The organism is Hymenobacter segetis (genome assembly GCF_054776495.1).
The window spans coordinates 125,031-149,767 of record NZ_BAAHBV010000002.1 but is presented as its reverse complement, the minus strand read 5'-3'; the positions used below and the strand labels follow the sequence as shown (position 1 = coordinate 149,767).

Annotated in this window: 21 protein-coding genes; 10 read left to right on the top strand and 11 right to left on the bottom strand. The window is 61.1% G+C overall.

From position 1 onward, the window contains the following. The first annotated feature begins 104 nt into the window (after positions 1–104). Positions 105–767, top strand: a complete 663-nt coding sequence (locus tag ACYU70_RS11305) for a uracil-DNA glycosylase (protein ID WP_342296549.1) — start codon at positions 105–107, stop codon at positions 765–767. A 212-nt stretch (positions 768–979) separates the two neighbouring features. On the opposite strand, the gene lepB is transcribed toward ACYU70_RS11305, so the two are convergent. From lepB to ACYU70_RS11280, 5 genes are all read right to left on the bottom strand, one after another. Further along, positions 980–2,131 (bottom strand): signal peptidase I, encoded by a 1,152-nt coding sequence (gene lepB, locus ACYU70_RS11300; protein ID WP_342296550.1) that lies wholly within the window; start codon positions 2,129–2,131, stop codon positions 980–982. A gap of 93 nt (positions 2,132–2,224) precedes the next feature. Beyond that, complete coding sequence (gene dapB, locus ACYU70_RS11295; RefSeq protein WP_342296551.1) at positions 2,225–2,944, bottom strand: 4-hydroxy-tetrahydrodipicolinate reductase; 720 nt, start codon at positions 2,942–2,944, stop codon at positions 2,225–2,227. 62 nt (positions 2,945–3,006) lie between these two features. After that, entirely contained in the window at positions 3,007–3,735 is a 729-nt protein-coding gene (locus ACYU70_RS11290; protein ID WP_342296552.1) for a DUF5683 domain-containing protein, read from the bottom strand. A 111-nt stretch (positions 3,736–3,846) separates the two neighbouring features. Beyond that, complete coding sequence (locus ACYU70_RS11285; RefSeq protein ID WP_342296553.1) at positions 3,847–4,827, bottom strand: ParB/RepB/Spo0J family partition protein; 981 nt, start codon at positions 4,825–4,827, stop codon at positions 3,847–3,849. Positions 4,828–5,131: 304 nt separating this feature from the next. After that, positions 5,132–5,938, bottom strand: a complete 807-nt coding sequence (locus ACYU70_RS11280) for a ParA family protein (protein WP_342296554.1) — start codon at positions 5,936–5,938, stop codon at positions 5,132–5,134. Positions 5,939–6,113: 175 nt separating this feature from the next. Between ACYU70_RS11280 and ACYU70_RS11275 the strand changes: the two genes are divergently transcribed. Together ACYU70_RS11275 and ACYU70_RS11270 are read left to right on the top strand one after the other, a co-directional pair. Beyond that, entirely contained in the window at positions 6,114–7,808 is a 1,695-nt protein-coding gene (locus ACYU70_RS11275) for an ABC transporter substrate-binding protein (RefSeq protein WP_342296555.1), read from the top strand. Between the two features lie 81 nt (positions 7,809–7,889). Continuing rightward, positions 7,890–8,681 carry an alpha/beta hydrolase gene (locus ACYU70_RS11270; protein WP_342296556.1) on the top strand — a complete coding sequence of 264 codons (792 nt, stop codon included), beginning with the start codon at positions 7,890–7,892 and terminating at the stop codon, positions 8,679–8,681. A 44-nt stretch (positions 8,682–8,725) separates the two neighbouring features. On the opposite strand, the gene ACYU70_RS11265 is transcribed toward ACYU70_RS11270, so the two are convergent. From ACYU70_RS11265 to ACYU70_RS11250, 4 genes are all read right to left on the bottom strand, one after another. Next, on the bottom strand, positions 8,726–9,262 hold the full coding sequence (locus ACYU70_RS11265) for a DUF6438 domain-containing protein (RefSeq protein ID WP_342296557.1): 537 nt from the start codon (positions 9,260–9,262) through the stop codon (positions 8,726–8,728). A 221-nt stretch (positions 9,263–9,483) separates the two neighbouring features. Then, a complete protein-coding gene (gene yidC / locus ACYU70_RS11260; protein WP_342296558.1) occupies positions 9,484–11,271 on the bottom strand; it encodes a membrane protein insertase YidC in 1,788 nt (595 codons plus the stop codon). Positions 11,272–11,480: 209 nt separating this feature from the next. Then, complete coding sequence (locus ACYU70_RS11255) at positions 11,481–13,127, bottom strand: CTP synthase (RefSeq protein ID WP_342296559.1); 1,647 nt, start codon at positions 13,125–13,127, stop codon at positions 11,481–11,483. 202 nt (positions 13,128–13,329) lie between these two features. Further along, on the bottom strand, positions 13,330–14,787 hold the full coding sequence (locus ACYU70_RS11250) for an FG-GAP-like repeat-containing protein (protein ID WP_342296560.1): 1,458 nt from the start codon (positions 14,785–14,787) through the stop codon (positions 13,330–13,332). 242 nt (positions 14,788–15,029) lie between these two features. Here ACYU70_RS11250 and ACYU70_RS11245 point away from each other — a divergent pair, with 242 nt between their 5' ends. From ACYU70_RS11245 to ACYU70_RS11235, 3 genes are all read left to right on the top strand, one after another. Next, on the top strand, positions 15,030–15,203 hold the full coding sequence (locus ACYU70_RS11245) for a hypothetical protein (protein WP_342296561.1): 174 nt from the start codon (positions 15,030–15,032) through the stop codon (positions 15,201–15,203). Between the two features lie 213 nt (positions 15,204–15,416). Next, positions 15,417–17,027, top strand: coding sequence for a Na+/H+ antiporter (locus ACYU70_RS11240; protein WP_342296562.1), 1,611 nt, complete (start codon positions 15,417–15,419; stop codon positions 17,025–17,027). 110 nt (positions 17,028–17,137) lie between these two features. After that, a complete protein-coding gene (locus ACYU70_RS11235) occupies positions 17,138–18,073 on the top strand; it encodes a hypothetical protein (protein WP_342296563.1) in 936 nt (311 codons plus the stop codon). A gap of 68 nt (positions 18,074–18,141) precedes the next feature. Here ACYU70_RS11235 and ACYU70_RS11230 read toward each other — a convergent pair whose 3' ends face one another. Continuing rightward, positions 18,142–18,720: a helix-turn-helix domain-containing protein gene (locus tag ACYU70_RS11230; protein WP_342296564.1), complete on the bottom strand. Its 579-nt coding sequence runs from the start codon at positions 18,718–18,720 to the stop codon at positions 18,142–18,144. Between the two features lie 267 nt (positions 18,721–18,987). Beyond that, positions 18,988–20,094, bottom strand: a complete 1,107-nt coding sequence (locus ACYU70_RS11225) for an NADH:flavin oxidoreductase (protein WP_342296565.1) — start codon at positions 20,092–20,094, stop codon at positions 18,988–18,990. Between the two features lie 255 nt (positions 20,095–20,349). Between ACYU70_RS11225 and ACYU70_RS11220 the strand changes: the two genes are divergently transcribed. The 4 genes from ACYU70_RS11220 (at position 20,350) to ACYU70_RS11205 (ending at position 24,735) form a co-directional block, all read left to right on the top strand. Continuing rightward, positions 20,350–21,780, top strand: coding sequence for a D-alanyl-D-alanine carboxypeptidase (locus tag ACYU70_RS11220; protein WP_342296566.1), 1,431 nt, complete (start codon positions 20,350–20,352; stop codon positions 21,778–21,780). An 84-nt stretch (positions 21,781–21,864) separates the two neighbouring features. Next, on the top strand, positions 21,865–22,806 hold the full coding sequence (locus ACYU70_RS11215) for a GlxA family transcriptional regulator (RefSeq protein ID WP_342296567.1): 942 nt from the start codon (positions 21,865–21,867) through the stop codon (positions 22,804–22,806). Between the two features lie 63 nt (positions 22,807–22,869). Continuing rightward, the gene (locus ACYU70_RS11210; protein WP_342296568.1) at positions 22,870–23,988 is read left to right on the top strand and encodes a DJ-1/PfpI family protein; all 1,119 of its coding nucleotides are present in this window, start codon (positions 22,870–22,872) and stop codon (positions 23,986–23,988) included. 57 nt (positions 23,989–24,045) lie between these two features. Further along, on the top strand, positions 24,046–24,735 hold the full coding sequence (locus ACYU70_RS11205) for a GNAT family N-acetyltransferase (RefSeq protein ID WP_342296569.1): 690 nt from the start codon (positions 24,046–24,048) through the stop codon (positions 24,733–24,735). Positions 24,736–24,737: the final 2 nt, after the last annotated feature.

Sequence of the window (24,737 nt, the reverse complement as noted above, 5' to 3'; positions counted from 1 at the left end):
CTAAGAGGTAGCTGCGGGCGTAACAGCCGCCCGCCATAATTGGTTTTACGCAAATTTGGCTCCAGAACGCTGCACAAATCCCGTTTATTTTCTCAAAAACTTCAATGGTAAAGATAGCCGAAAGCTGGCGGCCCGTGTTGGCCGACGAGTTCGAAAAACCTTATTTCCAACGCCTCATCGCATTTGTGAAAGGCGAATACGCCACCGCCACAGTATATCCGGCGGGCTCCCAGATTTTCCACGCCTTCGAGGCCACGCCGTTTGATAAGGTCAAGGTCGTGATTTTGGGCCAGGACCCGTACCACGGGAAAAATCAGGCGCACGGCCTGTCGTTTTCGGTGCAGGACGGGCAGCGCACGCCGCCCTCACTCGTCAATATTTTCAAGGAATTGCAAGCCGATATTCCCGGCACGCCTCCCCCCACCAACGGCAACCTCGACCGCTGGGCCGAGCAGGGCGTACTACTCCTGAACGCCACCCTCACGGTGCGCGCCACCGAGCCCGCCTCCCATCAGAAAAAAGGCTGGGAGGAATTTACCGATGAGGTTATCCGCAAGGTTTCCAATGAGAAAAAGCACGTCGTATTCATCCTCTGGGGCGCTTACGCGGGCAAGAAATCAGAGCTGATTGATGAGCGTAAGCACCTGATTATAAAATCGGTGCATCCATCGCCATACGCGGCGGATAAGGGCTTCTTCGGTAGCAAGCCTTTCAGCAAAGCCAACGTCTGGCTAGTGGAACATGGGATGACGCCGGTGAAGTGGTAAACTGTCCCGCCGGTCATTGCGAGTGGAGCGCAGCGGAACGCGGCAATCCGTCCTCTCTCAGTGACCAGCCTTAAGATGTGACAAGGTCTTTTTAAAAACCAGAAAGCCCCGGTACTGCAAAGTGCCGGGGCTTTCTGATAAAAGAGCGTGTCTGGTTTTGAGAGGAAGGATTGCCGCGTTCCGCTGCGTTCCACTCGCAATGACAAGCAAGCTTAATGGATGATATTAAACAAGCGGCTCCAGCGGATTTTGTGCCAGAAGTCGGCGTTGGGGTCGGTGGAGAGCCAGATGAGGACGGCTTTGCCGACGACGTGGTCTTCGGGCACGAAGCCCCAGAAGCGCGAATCCTCCGAGTTGTGGCGGTTGTCGCCCATCATCATGTAGTAGTTCTGCTTCACGGTGTAGCTGGTCAGCATCTTGCCGTTCTGGTAAATCATGCCGTCCTGCCAGGTTACGCCTTCGTTGTGCTCGTAACGGGCCACGATTTTGTAATAGATGGCGGCGTTGGCGGGGGAAAGGGCAATGGTCTGGCCTTTTTTGGGGATGGGCAGCGGGCCGTAGTTGTCGAGGTTCCAGTTGCGCGGGGTGGCGCTCATGACCGTCGAACCGTGGAAATCGGCCACGTCGGGGAACAACTGCACCTGCGGCTGGAGCACCGTCATGGCCTTCACGTAAGGCTGCTTTTTGAAGTAATCGGCCGCCGCCTGGGTGCAGCTGATGGTGTAGCCGTAAGTGCCCTGCGTGGGACCGGGCACGGCCTGCGGCAGGCCGCCGGGGGCTTCGTAATCAACTACACCCTGGCTGCGCAGAGCGGCCAGTACCTCATCATTCGGGTTATCAACCTGCATGAAATAAGTGGTTTGCAGGCCGGGAGGCGTCACGCCGGGCTTCCCGTTGAGGAACACCTGGCCTTCTTTGATTTCGAGGGTATCGCCGGCCACGGCCACGCAGCGCTTGATGTAGTTGGTGCGCAGGTCGGCGGGGTATTGCGTTTCGTGGGGCACGTGGAAAACCACCACGTCATTGCGCTTGATTTCGGAGAAGCCCGGGAGCCGGTAGGTGGGCAGCTGGATGAGGTCGGAGTAGCTTTTCAGGCCCGTACCCCAAAGGGTTTGGTGCGTGAGGGGCACCTGCAAGGGCGTTTGGGGTGTGATGGGGCCATAGTGCAACTTGCTCACAAACAGGTAGTCGCCCACCAGTAGCGACGACTCCATGCTGGGTGAGGGAATGGTGTACGCCTCAAACGTGGCCCAGCGGATGAGCGTGGCGGCCACGATGGCAAAAATCAGCGAATCGGCCCATTCGCGGGTTTTCGTTTTGGGCGGCTGGGGCGGGGCAGTGGGGTCGGTTTTGAGCAAGGACATGGGGGAGCAAGCTTAGGCTTGGCAATGAAAATCAGGCAAAGAAACGCAGCAGAATGCGAGGGCCGCTAACGCCAGCCCCAGAAACCGGAAGGACTACAAATCCAGCAGCTCTTTCATTCCGAAAACGCCCGGGCGGCCGGGTAGCCACTCGGCCGCCAGCAGCGCCCCGAGGGCGAAACCTTCGCGGCTGTGGGCCTCGTGCTTCAGCTCTAGCGTGTCCACGTCGGAGGTGTAAGTGACGATGTGCGTGCCCACCGCATCGCCGGTGCGCTCGCTGATGATGGCCAGCTCGGCGGGCGCTTCGGCGGGGGCGTTGCGCCAGGTGGTTTTGGCGGGGAAGTGGCGCAGGATGCCTTCGGCGGCCGTGAGGGCGGTGCCGCTGGGCTGGTCGATTTTCTGGGTGTGGTGGATTTCGCGCATCGCCACGTCATAGCCGCCAAACTGGGCCATCTTGGCCGCGATGTACTCGTTGAAATGGAAGAACAGGTTCACGCCCACGCTGTAGTTGGAGGCGTAGAACAAGCTGCCGCCCAACTCGGTGGTCAGCGCCCGGGCTTCCTCAAAATGATGCAGCCAGCCCGTGGAGCCGCACACCACGGGAATGCCCTGCCCGAGGCAGGTCATCACATTGGCAAAAGCCGAATCGGGGTGGGTGAATTCGATGGCGACATCGACGGTTTCCGGGGTGAAATCGGTAATGATGGACTGGCTGGCGTGCAGGTCCACGATGCCCGCGATTTCGTGCCCGCGCTGGGCGGCCAGCGCGCCAATGGTCTGTCCCATTTTGCCGTAGCCGATGAGGAGAATTTTCATTTGTTCAGGTAGTCGGAATGCAGTAAGTAGCAGGTAGAAAGGACAAAGCTGCTGAAACAGGTTTATTTCACCCGCAGCGCAAACATGACGCCGGGAGCCGTGGGCAGGAAGCTCGTTTGGCCGGGCACGGCCATCATTTTGGGTTCCCAGTGCAGGCTCAGGTCGTCGCTCACGTCAAAATCCTGGAGGTGAGCGTCAACCAGCGCATCTACGATTTGCAGGCCGTAGGCCAGGCCGATGTAGAGGTAGAAAATGTCGCGGTAGCCCCGATAGAATATTACGCCGCTGTTGAGGGCATCCACGCTTTTTACTTTCTCAGCCCCGCTCTTGAAGTCAGGGTCGAGGACTTTCTTTTTGCCGTCCGTCACCTGATTGTAGGCATAGGCAAAATCGCTGTAATGCTTCTGGTAGTACCATTCGCCGTAAATCACGCCACCCAGCGCCCCGTACACCAGCGGCAGCTTCCAGTAGCGGTGGTTGTAAATCTGGCCCGCGCCGGGCAGCACCAAGGCCAACATCGCTGCCTTGCCGGGCCGCGTGAGGCGAATGCCCTTGAAGCCGAAGGCCCGGAACATATGCTCGGTGCGCTTGGCCGAGTCGGCGGCGGCTTTTTGCTTTTTGGCGGCGGGCGTCACCACCACTTCCCGGCGCTCGGTGGTATCGGGTACGATGGTAGTGGGCGTGGCGGTAGTGCCGGGCGAAGTAAATACCTGCGCCTGAACACGGTAGTTGCTCAGTAAACTGCCAGCCAGCAGGGCAAAACCCGCGAGGTAGGAATATAGATTTTTCATGGCAAGCCTGTTAACGAGAAACGCCGGCGTTTAGCGCATGGGTCCACGAAGAGCGAAAAACAGCTGCCGCAATCCATCGACCCAGGCTGCGCAGCCGGCGGGGCAACGGGCTTACGACGGCTGCAGAATGTGTAGAATGCGCTGCATGTCCTCCACCGAATCGAAGGCGATTTTGATTTCGCCGTTGCCCTTAGGCGTGGGCCGCACCTGCACGCGCGAGCCAAACCGGTCGGTGAGGTGGCGCTCGGCGCGGCGGATTTCGGCCACCGGCACCGTCGACGGGGCAGGGGTGGTATCGCCCTCGGCTTTGGGCTTGGCCTCGGCACCACGGCCGTAGCCGTTGCGCACCAGTTCCTCCACGCGGCGCACGGAAAGCTCCTCGGCCACGGTTTTGCGGAACAGCTCAACTTGCAGCTTGGGGTCGTCGAGGCCGATGAGGGCGCGGGCGTGGCCCATGCTGATTTCGGCGTCGCGCAGGCCAATCTGCACGTCTGGCGGCAGCTTAAGCAAGCGCAGGTAGTTGGTCACGGTCGTGCGGTTCTTGCCCACACGGTCGCCCAGCTCTTCCTGGCGTAGGTTGCACTCGCTCAGCAGGCGCTGGTAGCTGAGGGCAATTTCGATGGCATTCAGGTTTTCGCGCTGAATGTTCTCAATCAGAGCCATTTCCAGCATTTGCTGGTCGTCGGCCTTGCGGATGTAGGCCGGAATCGTCTCCAAACCCGCCAGCTTGGAGGCCTGCAAACGGCGTTCGCCCGAAATCAGCTGGTAGGAGTTGGTGCCGAGCTGGCGCAGGGTCACGGGCTGGATAATGCCCTGAATTTTAATGCTATCGGCCAGTTCCTGCAACGCTTCTTTGTCGAAGTGGGTGCGCGGTTGGTAGGGGTTGGCCTCGATGTGCTCGACGGCGATGAAGCCCACCGAGTTGACGGGGTGCGACACCAGGCGGTCGCTGGAGCCGGGCCGGTCGCCTTTTTTGTCGTAGCTGCCTTCAATCAGGGCGTTGAGGCCCCGGCCCAGCCCACCTTTGCGTTTCACTGCGGCGGCGGCGGCCAGGGCAGCTTGCAATTTCTCTTCGTTCTTCTCTAGCGGCATAGTTCATCGGCCGCGCCCATAAAAGGCTTGCGGCAACGGATGTCAAAATTACGGATTGTTGGGCGAAGGGCAAGCCGATAAGTTTGACGCGGGCGGTTGCGGTTAAAATCAGGCCGATGAAAAGGCCCAGCGGGGCGATACATCGGTAGAAAATAGAGGTGTTGAGAACGGAAAAGCCCCGTGGGGGCGGCACTCGTTCAACGAAGGCCGCCCCCACGGGGCTTCTAGAATCTTAAGAATCCGGAGTTGCTACCGATATGTCGCCCCACTGGGGCTTCAGAATGGCTTTTAGGGGCGAACAAACTTAAATCCGCTCGTCCTCCGCCGTTTCCTCCGTGGCCTCCACGCTGTTTTTCTCCACAATCTCGCGGGCCAGGTTGAGGTAGCTGATGGAGCCTTTGCTCTCGGCGTCGTGCAGGATGACGGGGATGCCGAAGCTGGGCGACTCGCTCAGCTTCACGTTGCGGGGGATGATGGTGTCGAAGGCCAGCTGCTGGAAGTGCATCCGCACTTCTTCCACCACTTGGTTGGAGAGGCGCAGGCGCACGTCGTACATCGTAAGCAGGATGCCTTCGATTTCGAGCTCGGTATTGAGGCGGCTCTGAATGATTTTGATGGTATTCAGGAGCTTACCCAAGCCTTCGAGGGCGAAATACTCGCACTGCACCGGGATGATAACCGAATGCGCGGCCGTGAGGGCGTTGACCGTGATGAGGCCGAGCGAGGGCGAGCAGTCGATGATGATGAAGTCGTACTCGGCGGCGAGGGGGCGCAGGGCCTCCTTCATTTTTTCCTCGCGGTTGGGCAGGTTTATCATCTCCACCTCGGCGCCCACCAGGTCGATGTGGGAGGGCATGAGGTCGAGGTGGGGCAGAATGTTGGTGGGCACGATGATGTCGCGGGCATTAATGCCGTCCACCATGCACTCGTAGATGCTGTTCTGGATGTCCTTGGGGTCGTAGCCCACGCCCGAGGTGGCGTTGGCCTGGGGGTCGGCGTCGACGAGCAGGGTCCGGTAGTCCAGGGCGGCCAGGGATGCCGCGAGGTTAATGGAGGTAGTGGTTTTGCCCACACCGCCTTTCTGATTGGCTACCGCGATGATTTTTCCCATGAGTCTCTCTAGTTGTCAGTTGTTCGTTGTCAGTTGTTAGTCGTTCAGTGCTTCATCATCAGGTAGTGGGCTTTTTACGGCCTTTCAACTACTACCTGACAACAAACAACGGCCGACTAAAAACTAATAACTTTTGCCGTAGCATTGCACAAAGATACATTCTTTCCCTGTTCGCATGGCCCCTTTTTTGGCTCGTTGGGCTAGCTTATCGGCTAAACCTTTTGGATTCTGGCTGGGTGCGCTGGCGCTGGTCGGCTGCCACGACGCGGCCCGTCCGGCTGCCGACGAGCGCCGCGTATTCCGCTACAACCAGCCCGAGGCCTTGTCCTCGCTCGACCCCGCTTTTGCCCGCAACCAGGCCAATTCCTGGGCCGTTTCGCAGCTGTTCAATGGGTTGATGGAACTGGATTCGACCTTGCTGCCAGTGCCCGCACTGGCCCGGCGCTACTCGATTTCGCCCGATGGGCGGCAGTACACGTTTGTGCTACGGAAGGGCGTGCGGTTTCACGATAGCGACGTTTTTGCCGGTGGCAAGGGCCGGGAAGTGAAGGCCCAAGATTTTGTCTATTCCTTCAAGCGCATTCTGGATGCAGCCACGGCCAGCTCGGGCGGCTGGATTTTCCGGGGTAAGGTGCTGGAGAAGCCTGATGGCAGCATCAGCGACACGGCTTTCGTGGCGGCGAATGACTCCACGCTGCGCATTCATTTAAAGGAGCCTTTCATTCCGTTTCTGGGCATTCTCACCATGCCGTATACCTATGTGGTGCCGCATGAGGCCGTAGAGAAATACGGCAAGGATTTCCGCGAGCATCCGGTGGGTACGGGGCCGTTCCGGTTCAAGCTCTGGGATGAGGGCAACGTGCTGCTCTACGAGCGTAATCCCGACTATTGGAGAAGCGACCGACAGGGGCGCAAGCTGCCTTATCTGGATGCGGTAGCCGTGAGTTTCCTGCCCGACCGCAAAACCGAGTTTCTGACCTTTATGCAAGGCAAGCTGGATTTCCTGTCCGGTATCCGGGCCGGCTCGCGTGACCTGATTATGCACCCCGATGGCACCATTCGGGAGGATTTCAAGGGTAAGTTCACAGTGCAGAAAGCGCCGTACCTGAATACCGAGTACCTGGGCATTCAGCTCGATTCGGCCAATTTGATTGGGGAGCAGGCCATTCAGGGCCGGGCCTTGCGCGATAAGCGGGTGCGCCAGGCCCTGAACTACGCCCTCAATAAGCCCGAAATGCTGGCCTACCTGCTGAATCGGGTAGGTCATGCGGGCACCTCGGGCTTCGTGCCCACGGCGCTGCCTTCGTTCTCCGAAAAAGAAGTGCCCGGCTACACCTACCAGCCGCAGAAGTCCCGCCAGCTACTACGCGCCGCCGGCTACGGCCCGCAACGGCCGTTGAAGCTGCGCCTGAGCACCGTGCTGGAACGCAAGGAGATAGGCGAGTATTTGCAGAAGCAATGGGCTGACGTGGGCGTGCAGGTCCAGATTGATATCAACCAATCGGCCGCGCAACAGGATTTGGTGGACAATGGCCGTGTGGCCTTCTTCGCCAAAAGCTGGCTGGGCGACTATCCCGATGCGGAAAACTATCTGGCGCTGTTCTACAGCCCCAATTTCAGCCCCGCCGGCCCGGATAAAACGCACTTCAAAAACGCGGCCTACGATAAGCTCTACGACGAAGCCCGCCGCACCCAGGAAGTAGCCAAACGTACCAAACTGTACCAGGCCATGGACCGAATTGTGGTAGAAGAGTCGCCCGTTATCAGCCTATATTACGATGAGGTAGTACGCCTAACGCAGAATAACGTGCGCGGCCTCACCCCGAACCCGATGAACCAGCTGCTGTTGGAGCGGGTGCGCAAGGAATAGCTTTTCACCAAAACGGAACAAACGATGCGGTATCTGCGAATGATAGTAGCGACGGCAGCAATAGCAACTGCTGCAACAGGAATGGGCCAAGCGCAAACGGCGGCTCTAAGCGTGGCGGCTACCCCGCTGAACATCGGCCAAACCTTTACCATCGAATCCAAAGCGCTGGGCGAAACGCGGCGCATCAACGTGTACTTGCCGCCCGCCTACACCGACTCGGCCACGGTGCGGCTGCCGGTGCTGTATATGCCTGATGGTGGGATAGGGGAGGATTTTCTGCACGTCGCGGGCCTCGTGCAGGTGCTCACGGGCAATGGCACCATGCGGCCGTTCATTCTGGTCGGCATCGAAAATACCCAGCGGCGGCGCGACCTCACCGGCCCCACCACTAATGCTGAGGATAAGAAAATCGCACCTAAAGTGGGCGGCTCGGTGGCCTACCGCCAGTTTATCCGCGAGGAACTGATGCCGCAGGTGAAGCAACGCTACCGCACCACGGCCGAAACGGCCATCGTGGGCGAGTCGCTGGCTGGCCTGTTCGTGGTCGAAACCCTGCTGCTAGAGCCCAAATTGTTCAATACTTACCTCGCCTTCGACCCCAGCCTGTGGTGGAACAACGGCCAACTGGCCGCGCAGGCTGGTACGCTATTGCAAAAAAGCCGTCCGATGGCAACCGTGTACCTAGCCACCAGCATCCACGGTGACACGGCCGCCACGCGCCGCCTAATGGCGCTGGTCCGGCCCCAGGCGGCGCGCCTGGGCAACTGGTACTACGCGCCGATGCCGGAAGAAACGCACGCCACTATCTATCATCCGGCGGCACTGCGGGCGTTTCGGGTGGTGTTCAAGCCGCAAGCCAAAGCAGCACGGTAAAGGCATCCGGTAGCGTGGACTTTGTAGTTCGCGCTACGGCTATACTATTTCTCCAGCCCATTCAATTGGGCCAACTGGTCGAACTGCGTGGTGAGGTAGGTGAAATAGTTTTTCACGTTCTCGGGGGCGTTGTTTTCGGCCGTCACTTTTTTCAGCGTGCCGTCGGGCTGGCGGATGGTGACGATGGTGCTTGGCAGGTCGGTTGCGCCGCTCCGGTATTCTTTCTCGAAGGTTTCAAAGTGTGCCTCTTTGGCTTGGCGCAGCATATCGGCCACGGCGCTGGCGGGCAGCTTGAGGTCTTTCTTGCCCATCATTGGCACGGAGTGGCGGCCTTCGTAGGCCACGCGGCCATCGGCATATACCTGCATAATGTAGGCCGGGCAGCGCCCGTAGCAGGGCGTGCGCTCGAAGGTTAGAACCGGGCCGGCAGCAGTTGGTGTGACGACTTTGGTAGTGGTTACGGTCTTTTTAGCCGCTTTTTTGACCTTCACTTTTTTGGTGGTTGTGTGCTGAGCATTAGCCGGGAGCACGAGGCTGAAACCAAAGAAACCAAGTAACAGCAGGAGCGAGAGGAGGCGCATGGCGGTTGGGGTGAGGGATTGTAGGCGTAAAATTAGGCGAACAAAAAACGGTCATACGAAAACCATGCCTGGCGTTTCGAATGACCGTTTTGGGGGTAAACAGTAGAACGTCATGCTGAGCGAAGTCGAAGCATCTCTACCGCCAAAGTAATTATTTACTGCTGCGGTAGAGATGCTTCGACTTCGCTCAGCATGACGTTCTAACTATTCAATCGTTCTGATTACGACTTCTTGCGGGCCTGGGCCTCGCGTTCCTGCGCGGCTTTCATGGCTTCGGCAATGCGGCCCTGGATGCCGCCGGGCTTCTTGTCCTTGTTCTTGATTTTGTTGGCGTCGAGCTGGGCGCGGATTTTCGTGTCGTCCACGAAGGTTTTCGTGATAGCCTGCTGGGCGAAGGTGATGACGTTCGACACGAAGTAGTACCAGGTGAGGCCCGCCGCGAAGCTGTTCAGTACGAACAGGAAGATGATGGGCATCAGGTAGCTGTAGGTCTTCATCGGTCCCTGCATGGCCGTGTTGGTCTGGTTGCTCTGCCAGGTCATGAGCAGGGTCGAGGCCGTCATCATCAGCGTGAACATGGAAACGTGGTCGCCGTACCATTTCACGTAGAAAGGCAGCTTGATGAATACGTCGTAGCTGCTCAAGTCCTTGGCCCAGAGGAAGCTCTGCTGGCGCAGCTCAATGGCGTTCGGGAAGAACTGGAACATGGCGAACAGAATCGGCAGCGTGAGCAAGGTGGGCACGCAGCCGCTCAGGGGGCTCACGCCGAATTCCTGGTACAGCTTCATGGTTTCCTGCTGCACCTTGGTAGCGTCGTCGCCGTGCTTGGCTTTCAGCTCGTCAATCTCGGGCTTCAGCACTTTCATGCGGGCCTGACTCTCGTAGGTTTTGTAGGTGAGGGGCCAGGTTACCAGCTTGATTAGCAGTACCAATAGCGCGATAATCACGCCGTAGGACGAGATGAACTGTTCCAGGAAGTGGAACACCGGCAGCACCACGAAGCGGTTCACCCAGCGGAACAGGCCCCAGCCGAGGTACACGTTGCGGTCGAATTCCGGTGTCACGGCCTTCAGCAGGTTGAACGAGTTCGGGCCGAAGAAGAAGCGGTACTGGCCGCGGCCCTGCTCCACCTCCGCCACCGGAATGGTCAGCGTCGAGCTCAGCGTTTTGATGGTCAGAGAATCGGCCAAGTCCACGTCGGCGTTGAACGCGCCGCCCGCGAAGGGCTGCTGGTCGGCGATGAGGCCGGCCACGAAGAAATCGTGTTTGTGGGCAGCCCATTTCACGGGGCCGGCAGCCTTGTATTCCTCGGGCTTCTCGCTGGCTTCGGCCAGCGCGCCCTGGTCGCCGGCGGCCAGGTAGTGGTTGATGGTGGTGTGGTTGCGGTTCTGCTTGAGGTCCTGCTCAGTCTGGCGCACCTGGTCCACGAAGGTGAAGGTGAGCGGCTCCTGGGCCACGGTGCGCTCCAGGCCCAGCAGGCGCAGGTCGTACTTCAGCTCGAAGCTGTTGGCGGGCAGCGAGTACGTCTGCACGATGCTGCCACCGGCCACCGGGGCCGAGAACGTGAGCACCGAACCAGCGGCCGCCTGCGAAGGCACGGCCTGGAAATTCAAATCCGAAAACTTGATGGTTTTGCCATCTACGGTGCGGAATTTGGTGTCCATGCGGGCGCTCTTTGCATCGAACAAATCGAGCGGTTGGCCGAAGAACGTCTTGTACTTATTCATCCGCACGGCCGTCACGCGGCCACCACGGGTCGAGAAGGTGATGGTCAGGTTCTCGTTGGCAAGGGTCACGTCCTTGGCCGCGCCGGACGTGGTATCGAGGGCGGCTTCCGGGGCCAGGGCCGTGGGGGCGGCGGGGGTGGCTCCGGCCTGAGCGGCGGCGGTGGTAGCAGCCGGGGTTTTGCCGGCGGCTTTTTCATCCGTTTTCTTCGGGCTGAAGAAGAACAGGTACACGAGGAGCAAGGCCGAGATAAGGAACAGGCCGGTTGCTGAATTTCTATCCATTAGTAAAAAAGGTTGCGAAGGGGCAAAGGTAACGCTGCGCTCAAGGAAGAATGAGGAATTAGGAATGAAGAATGAAGTCGCCTGTCATCCTGAGCTTGCGAAGGACCTTATCGCGTTTCATTGTCTGCCATTACAGCAAACCCGTTCAGCGGTGATAAGGTCCTTCGCTCTGCTCAGGATGACAGGCGACTCGCGACGATGCAGACGACTTAACCCTTCCTATGTTGGATGGCTGCCCGCACAAACCGTACGAACAGCGGGTGCGGCTGCTCCACGGTGCTTTTCAGCTCGGGGTGGAACTGGCCGGCCACGAACCAGGGGTGCGTGGGCAGCTCAATTACCTCCACCAAGCCGGTTTCTGGGTTGGTGCCGGTGGCTTGCAGGCCGGAGTCCTCGAACTGCTTCAGGTACTGGTTATTGAACTCGTAGCGGTGGCGGTGGCGCTCGCTGATGTGGTTTTTGGCGTAGGCTTTGGCGACTTTCGAGCCGCGGCGCAGGTCGCAGGCGTAAGCGCCGAGGCGCATGGTGCCACCTTTCAGGGTCACGTTTTTCTGCTCTTCCATCATGGCCACCACGGGGTTGGGCGTGAGGGCGTCCATCTCGGTCGAGTTGGCATCGAGCATTCCGAGGACGTTGCGGGCGTACTCCACCACGGCCACCTGCATGCCCAGGCAGATGCCGAAGAACGGAATGTTGTGCTCCCGCACGTAGCGCACGGCCACGATTTTGCCTTCAAAACCCCGCTCGCCGAAGCCGGGGGCTACCAGCACGCCGTCGCAGCCGTGGAGCAGGCCGGCGATGTTTTCGGGCGTGATGTTATCCGATTGAATGCTGCGTACCGTCACCTTGCACTCGTTCTGGGCGCCGGCGTGCACGAAGGCTTCGTTGATGGATTTGTAGGCATCGGGCAGCTCCACGTACTTGCCCACGAGGGCAATGGTCACTTCCTCGGTGGGGTTTTTCAGCTTGCCGAGGAAGTCTTTCCAAGCTTCCAAATCGGGCTGCAAGGTGCCGCCGGTCAGCTTCAGGCGCTTGATAACCCGCTCATCGAGGCCCTCTTTGCGCATCAGCAAGGGTACCGAATAAATGCTGTCGGCATCGAGGCTTTCGATAACCGAGTTGATTTTGACGTTGCAGAACAGCGCGATTTTGCGGCGCATCTCGGGCGGCATGGGGTGCTCGGTGCGGCAGACGAGGATGTCGGGCTGGAGGCCGGCCTCGCGCAAATCGCGCACCGAGTGCTGCGTGGGCTTGGTTTTGAGCTCCCCAGCGGCTTTCAGATACGGCACCAGCGTGAGATGGATAACCAGCGAGTCGGCATCGGGCAGCTCCCAGCGGAGCTGGCGCACGGCCTCCACGAAGGGCAGGCTCTCGATGTCGCCGATGCAGCCGCCGATTTCGGTGATGACCACGTCGAACTGGCCGTTCTGGCCCAGCAATAGCATGCGCCGCTTGATTTCGTCGGTGATGTGGGGCACTACCTGCACGGTTTTACCGAGGAACGCGCCTTCGCGCTCGCGGCGGATGACGTGGTCGTAGATGCGGCCGGTGGTGACGTTGTTGGCCTGCGAGGTGGGCGTGTTCAGGAACCGCTCGTAGTGGCCGAGGTCGAGGTCGGTTTCGGCCCCGTCGTCGGTCACGTAGCACTCGCCGTGCTCGTACGGGTTGAGCGTACCGGGGTCGATGTTGATGTAGGGGTCGAACTTCTGGATGGTGACTCGGAACCCGCGGGCCTGCAAAAGCTTGGCCAGCGAGGCGGAAATAATTCCTTTGCCGAGTGAAGAAGTGACGCCGCCGGTAACGAAAATGTATTTCGCTGCCGACGCGGAGGGGGAGGGGTTGGAGCGTTCGGGCATGACGGGAGTCAAAAGTACGGCAGCGGAAGTTGGGAAGCCGGGGAAAAGCGCCGGCCATTGCGCGCCGGCCAGCCACTATGATACGCAATGGCCTGAGTCGCTACGGCTCTGGTTGCTCTCCATCATCGCCAAAAAAGCCCCAGCTGCCGAGCGGCAACGGGGCTTTCTATCAGTAAGAGTAAGAGTATCGGCTGTTGGCAAGTTATTCGAGCACCACGCGCTTGGTTAGCGTGTGGCTGCCGGCCTGCACCCGCAGGGTGTACAAGCCCGGGGCCAGGCCGGTGGTGGCAAAGGAAAATGTTTCGTCGGCAAGTAGCCCGGCGTCTTGCTGACACACTACCTGGCCTAGCGCATTCAGCAATTCAGCTCGCGCAGAAGCGGCACCCCGGGCGGCGGGCAGCTGCACCTTGAAGCCGCCGTGCGCCGGGTTGGGAAACAGGGATGCCTCGGCTACTTCGGCACCGGGCGCGGCGGCCAGGGGCGTAAAAGTGCCAGTGTTGAGTAATACCCCGGCCGTGCCATTACCAGAGTTGGCGGCCACGATATCAAGTCGGCCATCACCATTCACATCTGCTACGGCTATGCCAATGGGATAATCACGAATAGTGGCGGTTAAGTAGTTGCTGACGGCGGCAAATCCCCCACTGGCCAACCCCAGCAGCACCCCCACGGTGCCGGCACTGGAATTGGTCGTCACGATATCCCGTCGGCCATCGCCATTCATGTCGGCCACGGCCACGCTGCGGAGGTCAGAGCCGCTGGGATAAGTGCTGACAGTAGCAAATCCCCCACTGACCTGCCCCAGCAGCACCCCCACGGTGCCGGTTCCGTTGTTGGCCGTCACGATGTCTAATCGGCTATCGCCGTTCACGTCGGCCACGGCCACATCATTGGGAAAGTTACCGCCAGCCGAGTAAGAGTTGACGGCGGCAAATCCCCCACTGGCCAGCCCCAGCAGCACCCCCACGGCGCCGGTTCCGTTGTTGTAGTTAGATGTCACAATATCCAGCCGTCCGTCGCTGTTAACATCAGCCACAGCCACACCAGCGGGACCAATGCCCGTCGAATAGGTGCTAACGGCGGCAAATCCCCCACCGGCCTGTCCCAGCAGCACCCCGGCTGAGTTGCTGTAGTAGTTTGCTGTTACGAGGTCAACTCGCCCATCCTGGTTTATGTCAGCCACAACCACGCTACGTGGGTTGCTGTTGGCTCCGGTAGGGTAGGTGCTGACGGCGGCAAATCCCCCGCCGACTTGTCCCAGCAGCACCCCGGCTGAGCTGCCAATGAGGTTGGCCGTCACGATGTCGGGGCGGCCGTCGCCGTTCACGTCGGACACCGCCACACTCGCGGGCTGGCTGTTGGTGCCGGCTGAGTAAGAGGTGACGGCGGCAAAGCCCCCGCCGGCTTGCCCCAGCAGTACCCCCACGGCGTTGGTACCCCCGTTGGCTGTCACGATGTCCGGCTGGCCATCGTTGTTTAAGTCGGCCACAGCAACATCACTGGGACTGCTATAGGCACCAGTTGAATAAACACTAGGCATGGCGAAGCTAGCCGGTGCCGGCATCTGCGCGTGGGCCGCGCCGGCCGTGGCCAGCAGCAGTCCCAGAGTCGCCAGAGGGCGGGCCGGGCGTGCAACAATAAATGGGGAGAAGTGAGGCATAGTAAAAGACTGGAAGAGAAATAAAAAGTTAGGAGCCGCAGAATTGGGCCATCCGCAACAAGGACTTTTGGGCAAAGTAACGACCCACGCGGCCCAGCCGCACCGGCCTGAAAAGCTGAATGTGAATTATTTCGGTCCGTGCCTCACCCCAAAACCAGTGGCAAACGGCAGTTGCCGCAACAACTCACGCGCCATCCCGCATCTGGTATTGCAAACGATTGGGGAAATGCGTACATTTATTAATGGCAAATTTCATCAATCACCTCGTCCAATCCTGGGGCCTGGCCCCGGTGCATTACTGGCACCTGCGCCTGCTAACGGCTCTATTGCTCACGCCCTTGCTGGGGGTGCTCTACGTGGTGCTTTTCGATAGGCCCAGGCGCCCGACGGTGGGGCGGAAGCTGTGGCATTTCTAAGAGAAATTTCAGGTGAACGGAGCCGGGTGTGGGCATCGGCTGATACAATAAGCCCGTCATGCAGAGCGCAGCGAAGCATCTCTACCGCAATAGTAATTTGATTTACTACTGCGGTAAAGATGCTTCGCTGCGCTCTGCATGACGTTCTATAGCTATCCAACGCACTTGCTTCGCCTAGCGTTTCTTTGGGTTGTTGAACCCAGTCCCGGCCCTATGCTGCACGAAAGCTTACTCCTCATTCTCGGCCTGCTGTTCGCCGTGTTTCTTCTGGTGATGCTGGGGCAGAAGCTGGGCATTTCCTACCCCATTTTCCTGGTGCTGGGCGGACTGGGGCTGAGTTTTGTGCCCGGCCTGCCGCGCGTGGCCATCGCGCCGGATTTGATTTTCCTGATTTTCCTGCCGCCGCTGCTCTACGAAGCGGCCTGGAATACTTCCTGGAAAGACTTCTGGCGCTGGCGGCGAGCCATTGGGCTGCTCGCGTTCGGGCTGGTGGCGTTCACCTCGCTCATCGTGGCGTATGTGGCGCGGGCCGTCATTCCAGGGTTCACACTGGGGCTGGGGTTTTTGCTGGGCGGCATTATTTCGCCGCCCGATGCCGTGGCGGCCACGTCGGTGCTGCGCGGCATCAAGGTGCCCCGGCGGGTGACGGCCATTCTCGAAGGGGAGAGCTTGATTAATGACGCCAGCAGCTTGATTGTGTTCCGGTTTGCGCTGCTGGCGGTGCTTTCGGGGGCGTTTGTATGGCAGAAGGCAGCCACCAGCTTTTTGCTGACCAGCGGCATGGGGCTGGTGGTGGGGCTGGGCGTGGCGTATGGCTTTTTCCTCATCCATAAATACCTGCCCACCACGCCCAGCATCAACACGGTACTCACCTTCATGGCGCCCTACGTGATGTACCTGCTGGCCGAGGAATTTCACTTTTCGGGCGTGCTGGCGGTGGTGAGCGGCGGGCTGTTGCTTTCGCATTTATCGCACCGGGTGTTCGATGCCAATACGCGCCTGCAGGCCAACAGCGTATGGGCCAGCGTGAGCTTCGTGCTCAATGGGCTGGTGTTTATCCTCATCGGCTTGCAGCTGCCCATTGCGGTGGAAGGGTTGGGCAATTATTCCTTGCAACAGGCCATTACCTACGGCTTGCTGATGAGCGGGCTGGTGATTGTGATTCGGCTGCTGTGGATGTATCCGGCGGCTTTTATTCCGCGTTTTTTGAGCCGGAGCATCCGCAACAGCGAGCCCAGTCCGGGCTGGCAGGGCACGCTGGTGCTGGGCTGGGCGGGCATGCGCGGGGTGGTGTCGCTGGCCTCGGCGCTGTCGGTGCCGCTGCTGGCGGCCGATGGGCAGGCGTTTCCGCAGCGCAACCTGATTCTGTTCATCACCTTCGTGGTCATTCTGGTCACGCTGGTGCTCCAGGGCCTTTCGCTGCCGGCCATCATCCGCTTCACCAGAATAGCCGAGCGCGACGATAGTACGCCCCTTGAAGAGCAGGAGGCCGGTGTGCGCCTGCACCTGCGCACCGCCGCCGTGAAACACCTGAAGCGTCAGTACCCCGCCGAGTTGGCCGCCAATGAGCTGGTGGCCCGCCTCCAGCAGCGCATGGAAACCGAGGTTAGCCTCACCACCCGCACCCTCAATTCGCTGGAAGTAGATGAGTCGGGCCGCGATGCCCTGCGCCAGTACCACATGGTACTGCTCGACGTGCTGCAAGTGGAGCGCGAGGCGCTGGAGCACCTGCGCCACCACGACTCGTTCGATGAGGAAGTATTGCGCCAGCAGGAAGCCCAGCTCGATTTGGACGAGGCCAAGGTGAAGCACATCGAACGGTAGGGGCGGGGCCAGCCCCGGTAGCGCTGTTGCACTGAAGGGCACGAGCCGCTGTGGCGGCCCGGCGTTATTCGTTTATTGCGGCCGGTTTCCTTTCACCTCTTCCCTTTCGCATGAGTCTTTATTACCAGCCTTCCAATAAAATGCCCCTTGGGGGCGTGCTACTGTTTTTGCTGGGTGGTGTGCTGGCGGCGGCCGTGCTGGCATTCGTCTACATATATGCCGTCTGGTACATTCCGTTTGTCTACATCAACTTCTTTATCTGCCTGGGTTTTGGGTTGGTATTGGGCGGGATTTTGCTGCTGCTGGCGCGCGCCGGCAAGCTGCGTAGCCCCAAAGGTGTGGCCGTGCTGGCCGTGTTGGTGGGCCTGGCCGCTATCTACCTGGAGTGGAGCGTGTACCTCACGCTGCTCTTCAATACCGAAACCACCGGCACCGGCCGCGATGCCGATACCAGCACCTCGTTCAGCGCGGCCCTGTTTGGGGATGTGCTCACCCATCCGGCCGCGATGTGGGCCGCCATTGACAAAATCAACGCAACGGGTACTTGGTCTTTAAAAGGAGCTACGCCCTCGGGCGCGTTTCTGTGGTTTGTGTGGGTGGTTGAGCTGGTCATCATACTCGGCGGGGCTTACCTGATGGCCAGCTCGCAGGCCGATGAGCCTTTCTCGGAGCTCACCAACGAGTGGGCCGATGAAGAAGCCCTGGCCCATCCAATTGCCTACGCCCACGATGCGGCCCAAACCCGGGCCTCTCTCGAAACCGGCCAGTTCCGGACCCTGCTGCCCCACGTAGCGCAGTCCGCAGTAGCCCCCTTTGCCCGCCTCAAGCTGCACCGCGTGGCCAACGACCCCGGCTGCCAGTACCTGACGCTGGAAAACGTGACCCCCAAAGTCGACGACAAAGGCAAAGCCTCCGAATCGACGGCCACCGTGGTGCAGCACCTGGCCATTTCGCCCGCCGCCTACGACGAGCTGAAGGCCCGGTTCGGGACCGCCCCGGTGGCCGCCGCATCGGCCGGGCAGCCCGAGGCCGCAGTGCTGAAGTAGCCCGTTCCCCGCCAGAAACAGCTGCTGCCGCGCCGCCTGCTTTCGGGTTTCAGTACGTTGTGGAGTTGCTACTCCGCGAGGAGCGCGGCCAGTGCCGCCGCTTCCGTCTCCAGCGCTTCGGCCTGCAACCGGAGCAGGTGAAAACGGGCCGCATCGTCGGGCGTGAAGGCGGTGGCCCAGAGTTGCGCGAGCTCGCGCGGGTAGGTGAAGCGCGACCAGTCGCCGGGCGGAGCAGGGTCGGGCGCGGCCGGGGGCAGGGCAGCCAGCAGTGCGGGCAGGGCAGCTTGCCAGCGCAGGCCCACGGCGGCCCGCTGGTGCAGGGAGCGTAGCTCGTAACGCAGGTTGGCCGCCCGCCACACGCAGTAGGCGCGGCGGGCTTCGAGGGGGCCGGGGGCCGGCGCGGTGGGCAGGGCGGGGGGCGGCTCCGGGATGCCCAGCACCAAGTGCAGCGCGCCATCGGGTACCAGAGCCAGCAGGGGCGCGGCGCGCTCGTGCACCGCCCGACTCATGGCGCGCCGGTTGGCTTCGAGGTTGGCCAGCAGGCTACGGCTGATGCCCAGAAAGTCGGCCAGTTCCTGCTGCGGCAGGCCCAGGTACTGCCGCATAACGGCCAGCCGGGAATCGGGGAAATTGGAAGGGCGGGCCATGAAGCGGGAGTGGCTTGAAACTTATTCGACTAAAAATAAGGAATATGTTTCAAGGTTTGAAACATATCTGTAAAAAAATGCGAATATGTTTCAGGGCCATCATGGGCTGCTCAGGCCGGTGTAGGGGCGGGGGCAGGCCCCGCCCCTACATCGTACACTCTCCTGCGAATCGCTCTATAGCAAAAAATCCCAGCCACCGCGTTGCCGGGCGACTGGGATTCTACGTTTTTCAAGCCCCGAAAAGCGGCCCGCTCACCTGCCGGAATATTACACCAATGTGCGCAGCGCCTCGCGGCTGAAGCCTACCATCTCGTCGGCGCGGCCCTGCTCGATTTTCTCCACCCAGTTCGGGTCCACAATCAGCTGGCGGCCCACGGCCACGAGGTCGAATTCGTTGCGGTCGAGCCGGCGCAGCAGCTCCTCAATGCCCTGCGGCTCGGACGCTTCGCCCGCGAAGCCGGCCAGGAATTCGCCCGAGAGGCCCACCGAGCCCACGGTGATGGTGGTTTTGCCGGTGAGCTTTTTCACCCAACCGGCGAAGTTCAAATCGGAGCCTTCGCTTTCGAACTCGGGCTCCCAGAAGCGGCGCTGCGAGCAGTGGAAAATGTCCACGCCGGCCTCAGCCAGGGGCTGGAGCCAGGCTTCCATTTCCTGGGGTGTGTGGGCCAGTTTGGCGGTGTAGTCCTGCTGCTTCCACTGCGAGAGGCGCAGGCTGATGACGAAATCCTCGCCTACCGCCCGGCGTACCTCCTTCACTAATTCCACGGCGAGGCGGCTGCGCTGGGTGAGGTTGTCGCCACCGTAGGCATCGGTGCGCTCGTTCAGGCCGGCCCAGAAAAACTGGTCGATGAGGTAGCCGTGCGCCCCGTGCAGCTCCAGGCAGTCGAAGCCCAGGCGCTTGGTATCGGCGGCGGCACGGGCAAAGGCGGCGATGGTGTCAGTGATATCGTTTTCGGTCATGGCCTTGCCGGTGGCTTGGCCAGGCTTGATGAGGCCAGAGGGCCCTTCGAAGTTTTCCGACGGCTTCCAGCCCGAGCGGTGCTCGGCCATCACGCCCATGTGCCAGAGCTGCGGGCCCATTTTGCCCCCGGCGGCGTGCACTTCGTCGATGACGTGCTGCCAGCCGGCCAGCGCGGCTTCGCCGTAGAAATGCGGGATGTTGGGGTCGTTGGACGAGGCCGGGCGCTCGACCACCGTGCCTTCGGAAAGGATGAGGCCGACCTGGCCCTCGGCGCGGCGGCGGTAGTAGGCGGCCACGTCCGCGCCCGGCACGCCGTTGGGCGAGAAGGAGCGGGTCATGGGGGCCATCACAATGCGGTTTTTGAGTTGGAGGGATTTCAGCGCGAAGGGCGCGAAGAGGGCGTTAGTGGACATAATATGCGGTTGCTTTCTGCGTATGATGGAAAAGTTGACAACAACCGAGTGGGAGGGATTTTGATTTATATAACCTCACGCAGGCCGTCATGCTGAGCGCAGTCGAAGCATCTCTACCGCAATACTAAATCTGATTCGTTGCGCGGTAGAGATGCTTCGACTGCGCTCAGCATGACGGCCTGTTTATCATTTTAAACGCGCAAATTCTCCCCCAAAAAGCCACCCCAGCCCCGTTTGCTGCGTAAGTTGCGGCCCATGCTACGTCCGCTCTATTTCCTGCTGCTACTTACTATTGGTACCACCCAATTATCGGCCTGCGCCCAGGCTCCCGAGAAGCCACCGGTGGCCGCCGCGCCGCTGCCCGGCCCGCGCCTGCCCTGGCTCGATTCGCTGCTGGCGGCCTCGCCGGTGCTAGCCCAGCACCAGGTGGGCATGAGCCTGGCCTACGCCGACAGCACCCGGCCATTCTACGGCTTTCAGGAAACCAAGTATTTCACGCCGGCCAGCAACATGAAGCTGTTCAGCTTCTACACCGGCCTGCACCTGCTCGGCGACTCGCTGCCCAGCCTGCGCTATTTCAGCCGCAACGACACCCTGTTTTTCCAGGGCACCGGCGACCCCACCCTGCTGCACGGCGACGTGCCCAGCCGCCGCGCCTTCAATTTCCTGCTGCACCGGCCCGAAAAAAGCCTGGCCTATTGCGCCATAGCCTGCGTGGCCCCCTTCGGCCCCAGCTGGACCTGGGACGACTACGGCTACTATTTCCAGCCTGAGCGCGATGCCTTCCCAATTTACGGCAACACCGTGCGCTTTTACGCCACGCCGCCCCCGCCGGCCCGCGCTGGGGGCGTGGCGGCCGTGCGCCCGGGACTGGCGGCGCAGTCGCGGGTGCGGGTGCTGCCGCGCTTTTTCGCGCCGCTGGTGGGGCCGGCCGGCCCAGATTTGCTTACGCCGGGACTAGATAAGGACACGCACGTCATCCGGGCTTTGCACGAAAACCGCTTCTACGTGCTGCCTACCACCAAAAAGTGGGTCGATGAAACCCCCTTCGTGACCAGCAGCGGGCTGATGCTGCGGCTGCTGGGCGACACCCTGCGCCGTGCCACCACCGGGGCCATCTGGCGGCCCCGGCCGGGGCTGGACTCTATCCGGACACTCAACGGGCTGCGCGTCGACTCCCTCTACCGCCGCATGCTGCGCGTGAGCGACAACTTCCTGGCCGAGCAGCTGCTGCTGATGTGCAGCACCAAAATCGGGAAGCACGACTCGCTCAGCACTGGCCGCGTGATTCGCTACGCCCGCAAAAACCTGCTCACCGGCCTGCCCGACCCGGTTTTCTGGGTCGATGGCTCCGGCCTCTCGCGCCTCAACCTCATCACGCCGCGCACCCTCACCGCGCTGCTGCTCAAGCTGCACCAGGAAGTACCCGAGCGCCGCCTGCTGAGTCTGCTGGCGGCCGGCGGCGGCCAGGGCACCCTGCGCAAGCGCTACCACGATGCCACCGGCCCCTGGGTGTGGGGCAAAACCGGCACCCTCAGCAACAACCTCAACGTGTGCGGCTACCTACGCACCAAAAGCGGCCGGCTGGTGGCCTTCACCTTCATGAACAACAACCACGTGGTGGACAGCGGCGACATGCGCAACGAAGTGGAGCGGGTGCTGCGCCAGGTGCGCGAGCGGCTGTAAAAACGTTGTCTGGATATGTCCGGTGAATGGCGGATGGTTGAATTTCTGAGCCAGTACTTTTGACTCAGAAATTCAACCATATAAATGAAAATCTTGCCCCACGTTGTGTTTGTAGTGCCGCCGGGCGTGCACCTGCTCGATTTAACGGGACCGGTGCAGGTTTTCTACGAAGCGGCCGAATATGGCCGGCCGTATCAGCTTACGTATTGTTCCTATGCCGGTGCTGTGAGCACCAGCTCGGCCGGTTTGGGCCTGGGGCCGCTGGTGCCTGTTGAGGATGTTCAGGTTGAAGCCGGCGATTTCATTTTCGTGCCCGGGGTGGACATGGAATACCTGCGCTCCGCCGCGTTCAGGCAGGAGGGAAGCGGCTTTTTTGCCTGGCTGCGCGAGCAGTACGCGCGGGGCATCCGCATTTGCTCGGTGTGCACCGGCGCGTTTATCCTGGCCGAGGCCGGGCTGCTGGACGGCCGCAAATGCACCACGCACTGGAAGCGCCTGGCAGAATTGCAGGCGCGCTACCCGCTGGTGCTGGCCCAGGCCGACCAGCTATTTGTGCAGGCCGCAAACCTGTACACCAGCGCGGGAATCACGGCCGGTATCGACCTGGCCCTGTACCTGTTGGAAGAAGCCCACGGGCCATTATTCGCCACCAAAATAGCCCGCGAGTTGGTGGTGTACGCCCGGCGCGGGGCCGGCCACAGCCAGCAGAGCATCTACCTCGACTACCGCAGCCACCTCAATTCGGCCGTGCACCACGTCCAGGACTGGCTTACCGATAACCTGGCCGCCGGGGCCACCCTCGACACCCTGGCCGAACTGGTGCATATGAGCCCGCGCACGCTTACCCGCACCTTCCGGCAGGCCACCGGGCTCACGCTCAACGAATACACCACTGCCCTGCGCCAGGAGCTGGCCCGCACCCTGCACCGCAACCCGGCCCTGACCCGCGAAGCCATCGCGGCCCAATGCGGCTTCCGCAACGTGCGGCAGCTCCAGCGCATTCTGCCCAAGCCCGTGACGGGCTGATTTCAACTCGATTTCTGACTAATAAACTGCCTGGGCTTAGCTGCCACGGCCATTCCCATGCCCATGCTTTTTCGTCTCCTGCTGGCCGGCACCGTTGCCGCAACGGCTCTATTCAGTACCCTGAACACGCCGCCCACCGGGCCAGCTACGGCACCGCAAACCGAGCAAATTGCGCCCTATCACGCCCGTTTCGGCCGACTCCGGCCGGTGGTGGCCGTAGTTGGCGAGAACAGTGGTACTGAGCTGACCGATTTCGTGATTCCCTACGGTGTGCTGGCTCAGTCCGGGGCCGTCGAAATGGTGGCCGTGGCCACCCAGCCCGGCCTGCTCACCATGCGCCCGGCCCTGAAGCTGCAGCCGGAAGCCACTATCCAGCAGTTTGATACGTTCTTTCCTGATGGCGCAGATTATGTAGTGGTGCCCGCCGTGGTGAAAAGTGCCGACCCCACGCTACTGGCCTGGATTACGGCGCAGGCCGGCAAGGGCAGCACCATTGTCAGCATCTGCGATGGGGTGCTGGTGGTGGCCAATACCGGCCTGCTAACCGGCCACCGCGCCACCGGCCATTGGGCCACCGAAAGCCTGCGCAAAGAGAAATACCCGGCCACCACCTGGCTGCCCAACACTCGCTACGTGGCCGATGGCAAATTCATTTCCAGCGCCGGCATCAGCGCCGCCATGCCCGTTTCGCTGGCGCTGGTGGAAGCCATTGCTGGTACCGAGCAGGCCGCCGCCCTGGCCCGGCGTTTGGGCCTGGCCGACTGGAGCCCGCGCCACAACAGCGAGGTGTTTCACCCGCATTTTGGCGTTAATCTTCGGGCGTTGGTCGCGGTGAATTTTACCAATGGCTGGTTCCACGCCCGGCAAACCATCGGCGTGCCGGTGGCACCCGGCGTCGACGAAATAGCCCTGGCGCTGGCCATGGATGCCTATTCGCGTACCGGGCGCAGCCGGGCCTATGCCCTGGCCGCAACCAGTGCGCCGCTGCCCACGCGGCACGGCCTGCGGCTGGTGCCCGACCGGCTGCTGAGCGACTCGAAGGCGCTGAGCCGGATGCTGCCGGCTTTAGGCCCCGAGCCATCGGCGCAGATGCTGGACCAGGCACTGGCCGGAATTTCAGCCCTGTACGGCCGAACAACCGCCTACGGCGTGGCGCTGGACTTCGAATACCCCGGCTTTTAGGACCGCGCCAAGGGCGAAAAGCGTACTTTCGGGCCCGCGCTAAAACGCCGAACCGCCATGCCCCACCTACTCGATAACCCCGTCTGGAACGCGTTGATTTCGGGCAATAAGCCCCTGGATGCCGGCTCGGCGCAGGTGAAATACTTTGCCGACGACGTGTCGCCCTTTGCTGGGTTCGAGACTTTTACGCCACAAGCCTTTGACCTGCTGCACGCCCGCGTGCCCGCCGAGCGCCTGCTGGGCGTGGTGAGCCCGGTGGCGCTGGCCATTCCGGCCCGTTGGGAAGTGGTGCAGCACATGGCCGTATTGCAAATGGTGCAGGAACGGCCGCCGGCCGTCGGCGCATTGGAAGGCCCGCCCGCTATTCCGTTGGGGCCGGCGCACGTGCCCGCCATGCTGGCCCTCACCCGGCAAACCAACCCTGGTCCGTTTTTCCCCAACACCATTGCGTTTGGGCATTACGAAGGCATTTTTGAAGGCAATGAGCTCGTGGCCATGGCCGGGCAGCGCATGAATCCGACGCCCTACGCCGAAATCAGCGCCGTGTGTACGCACCCCGACCACTTGGGCCGGGGCTACGCTGGCCAGCTCATTCAGCGCCAGGCCCGGCGCATTATTGCGGCAGCGGGCATCCCGTTCCTGCACGTCAAATCCACTAATACGCGGGCAATCAGCCTCTATGAGCACCTGGGATTTGTGGCCCGCAAGGAAATGAGCTTCTACATCATCCGGAAAAACCCGGCGTGAGG

What these genes read in the sequence shown, in the direction of transcription:
- ACYU70_RS11205 (WP_342296569.1), top strand. Translation starts at nt 24,046, where the DNA reads ATGCCCCACCTACTCGATAACCCCGTCTGGAACGCGTTGATTTCGGGC.
- dapB (WP_342296551.1), bottom strand. Translation starts at nt 2,944, where the DNA reads ATGAAAATTCTCCTCATCGGCTACGGCAAAATGGGACAGACCATTGGC.
- ACYU70_RS11305 (WP_342296549.1), top strand. Translation starts at nt 105, where the DNA reads ATGGTAAAGATAGCCGAAAGCTGGCGGCCCGTGTTGGCCGACGAGTTC.
- ACYU70_RS11280 (WP_342296554.1), bottom strand. Translation starts at nt 5,938, where the DNA reads ATGGGAAAAATCATCGCGGTAGCCAATCAGAAAGGCGGTGTGGGCAAA.
- ACYU70_RS11225 (WP_342296565.1), bottom strand. Translation starts at nt 20,094, where the DNA reads ATGTCCACTAACGCCCTCTTCGCGCCCTTCGCGCTGAAATCCCTCCAA.
- ACYU70_RS11240 (WP_342296562.1), top strand. Translation starts at nt 15,417, where the DNA reads ATGCTGCACGAAAGCTTACTCCTCATTCTCGGCCTGCTGTTCGCCGTG.
- ACYU70_RS11285 (WP_342296553.1), bottom strand. Translation starts at nt 4,827, where the DNA reads ATGCCGCTAGAGAAGAACGAAGAGAAATTGCAAGCTGCCCTGGCCGCC.
- ACYU70_RS11235 (WP_342296563.1), top strand. Translation starts at nt 17,138, where the DNA reads ATGAGTCTTTATTACCAGCCTTCCAATAAAATGCCCCTTGGGGGCGTG.
- ACYU70_RS11230 (WP_342296564.1), bottom strand. Translation starts at nt 18,720, where the DNA reads ATGGCCCGCCCTTCCAATTTCCCCGATTCCCGGCTGGCCGTTATGCGG.
- ACYU70_RS11270 (WP_342296556.1), top strand. Translation starts at nt 7,890, where the DNA reads ATGGGCCAAGCGCAAACGGCGGCTCTAAGCGTGGCGGCTACCCCGCTG.
- ACYU70_RS11290 (WP_342296552.1), bottom strand. Translation starts at nt 3,735, where the DNA reads ATGAAAAATCTATATTCCTACCTCGCGGGTTTTGCCCTGCTGGCTGGC.
- ACYU70_RS11275 (WP_342296555.1), top strand. Translation starts at nt 6,114, where the DNA reads ATGGCCCCTTTTTTGGCTCGTTGGGCTAGCTTATCGGCTAAACCTTTT.
- lepB (WP_342296550.1), bottom strand. Translation starts at nt 2,131, where the DNA reads ATGTCCTTGCTCAAAACCGACCCCACTGCCCCGCCCCAGCCGCCCAAA.
- yidC (WP_342296558.1), bottom strand. Translation starts at nt 11,271, where the DNA reads ATGGATAGAAATTCAGCAACCGGCCTGTTCCTTATCTCGGCCTTGCTC.
- ACYU70_RS11265 (WP_342296557.1), bottom strand. Translation starts at nt 9,262, where the DNA reads ATGCGCCTCCTCTCGCTCCTGCTGTTACTTGGTTTCTTTGGTTTCAGC.
- ACYU70_RS11220 (WP_342296566.1), top strand. Translation starts at nt 20,350, where the DNA reads ATGCTACGTCCGCTCTATTTCCTGCTGCTACTTACTATTGGTACCACC.
- ACYU70_RS11255 (WP_342296559.1), bottom strand. Translation starts at nt 13,127, where the DNA reads ATGCCCGAACGCTCCAACCCCTCCCCCTCCGCGTCGGCAGCGAAATAC.
- ACYU70_RS11245 (WP_342296561.1), top strand. Translation starts at nt 15,030, where the DNA reads ATGGCAAATTTCATCAATCACCTCGTCCAATCCTGGGGCCTGGCCCCG.
- ACYU70_RS11210 (WP_342296568.1), top strand. Translation starts at nt 22,870, where the DNA reads ATGCTTTTTCGTCTCCTGCTGGCCGGCACCGTTGCCGCAACGGCTCTA.
- ACYU70_RS11250 (WP_342296560.1), bottom strand. Translation starts at nt 14,787, where the DNA reads ATGCCTCACTTCTCCCCATTTATTGTTGCACGCCCGGCCCGCCCTCTG.
- ACYU70_RS11215 (WP_342296567.1), top strand. Translation starts at nt 21,865, where the DNA reads ATGAAAATCTTGCCCCACGTTGTGTTTGTAGTGCCGCCGGGCGTGCAC.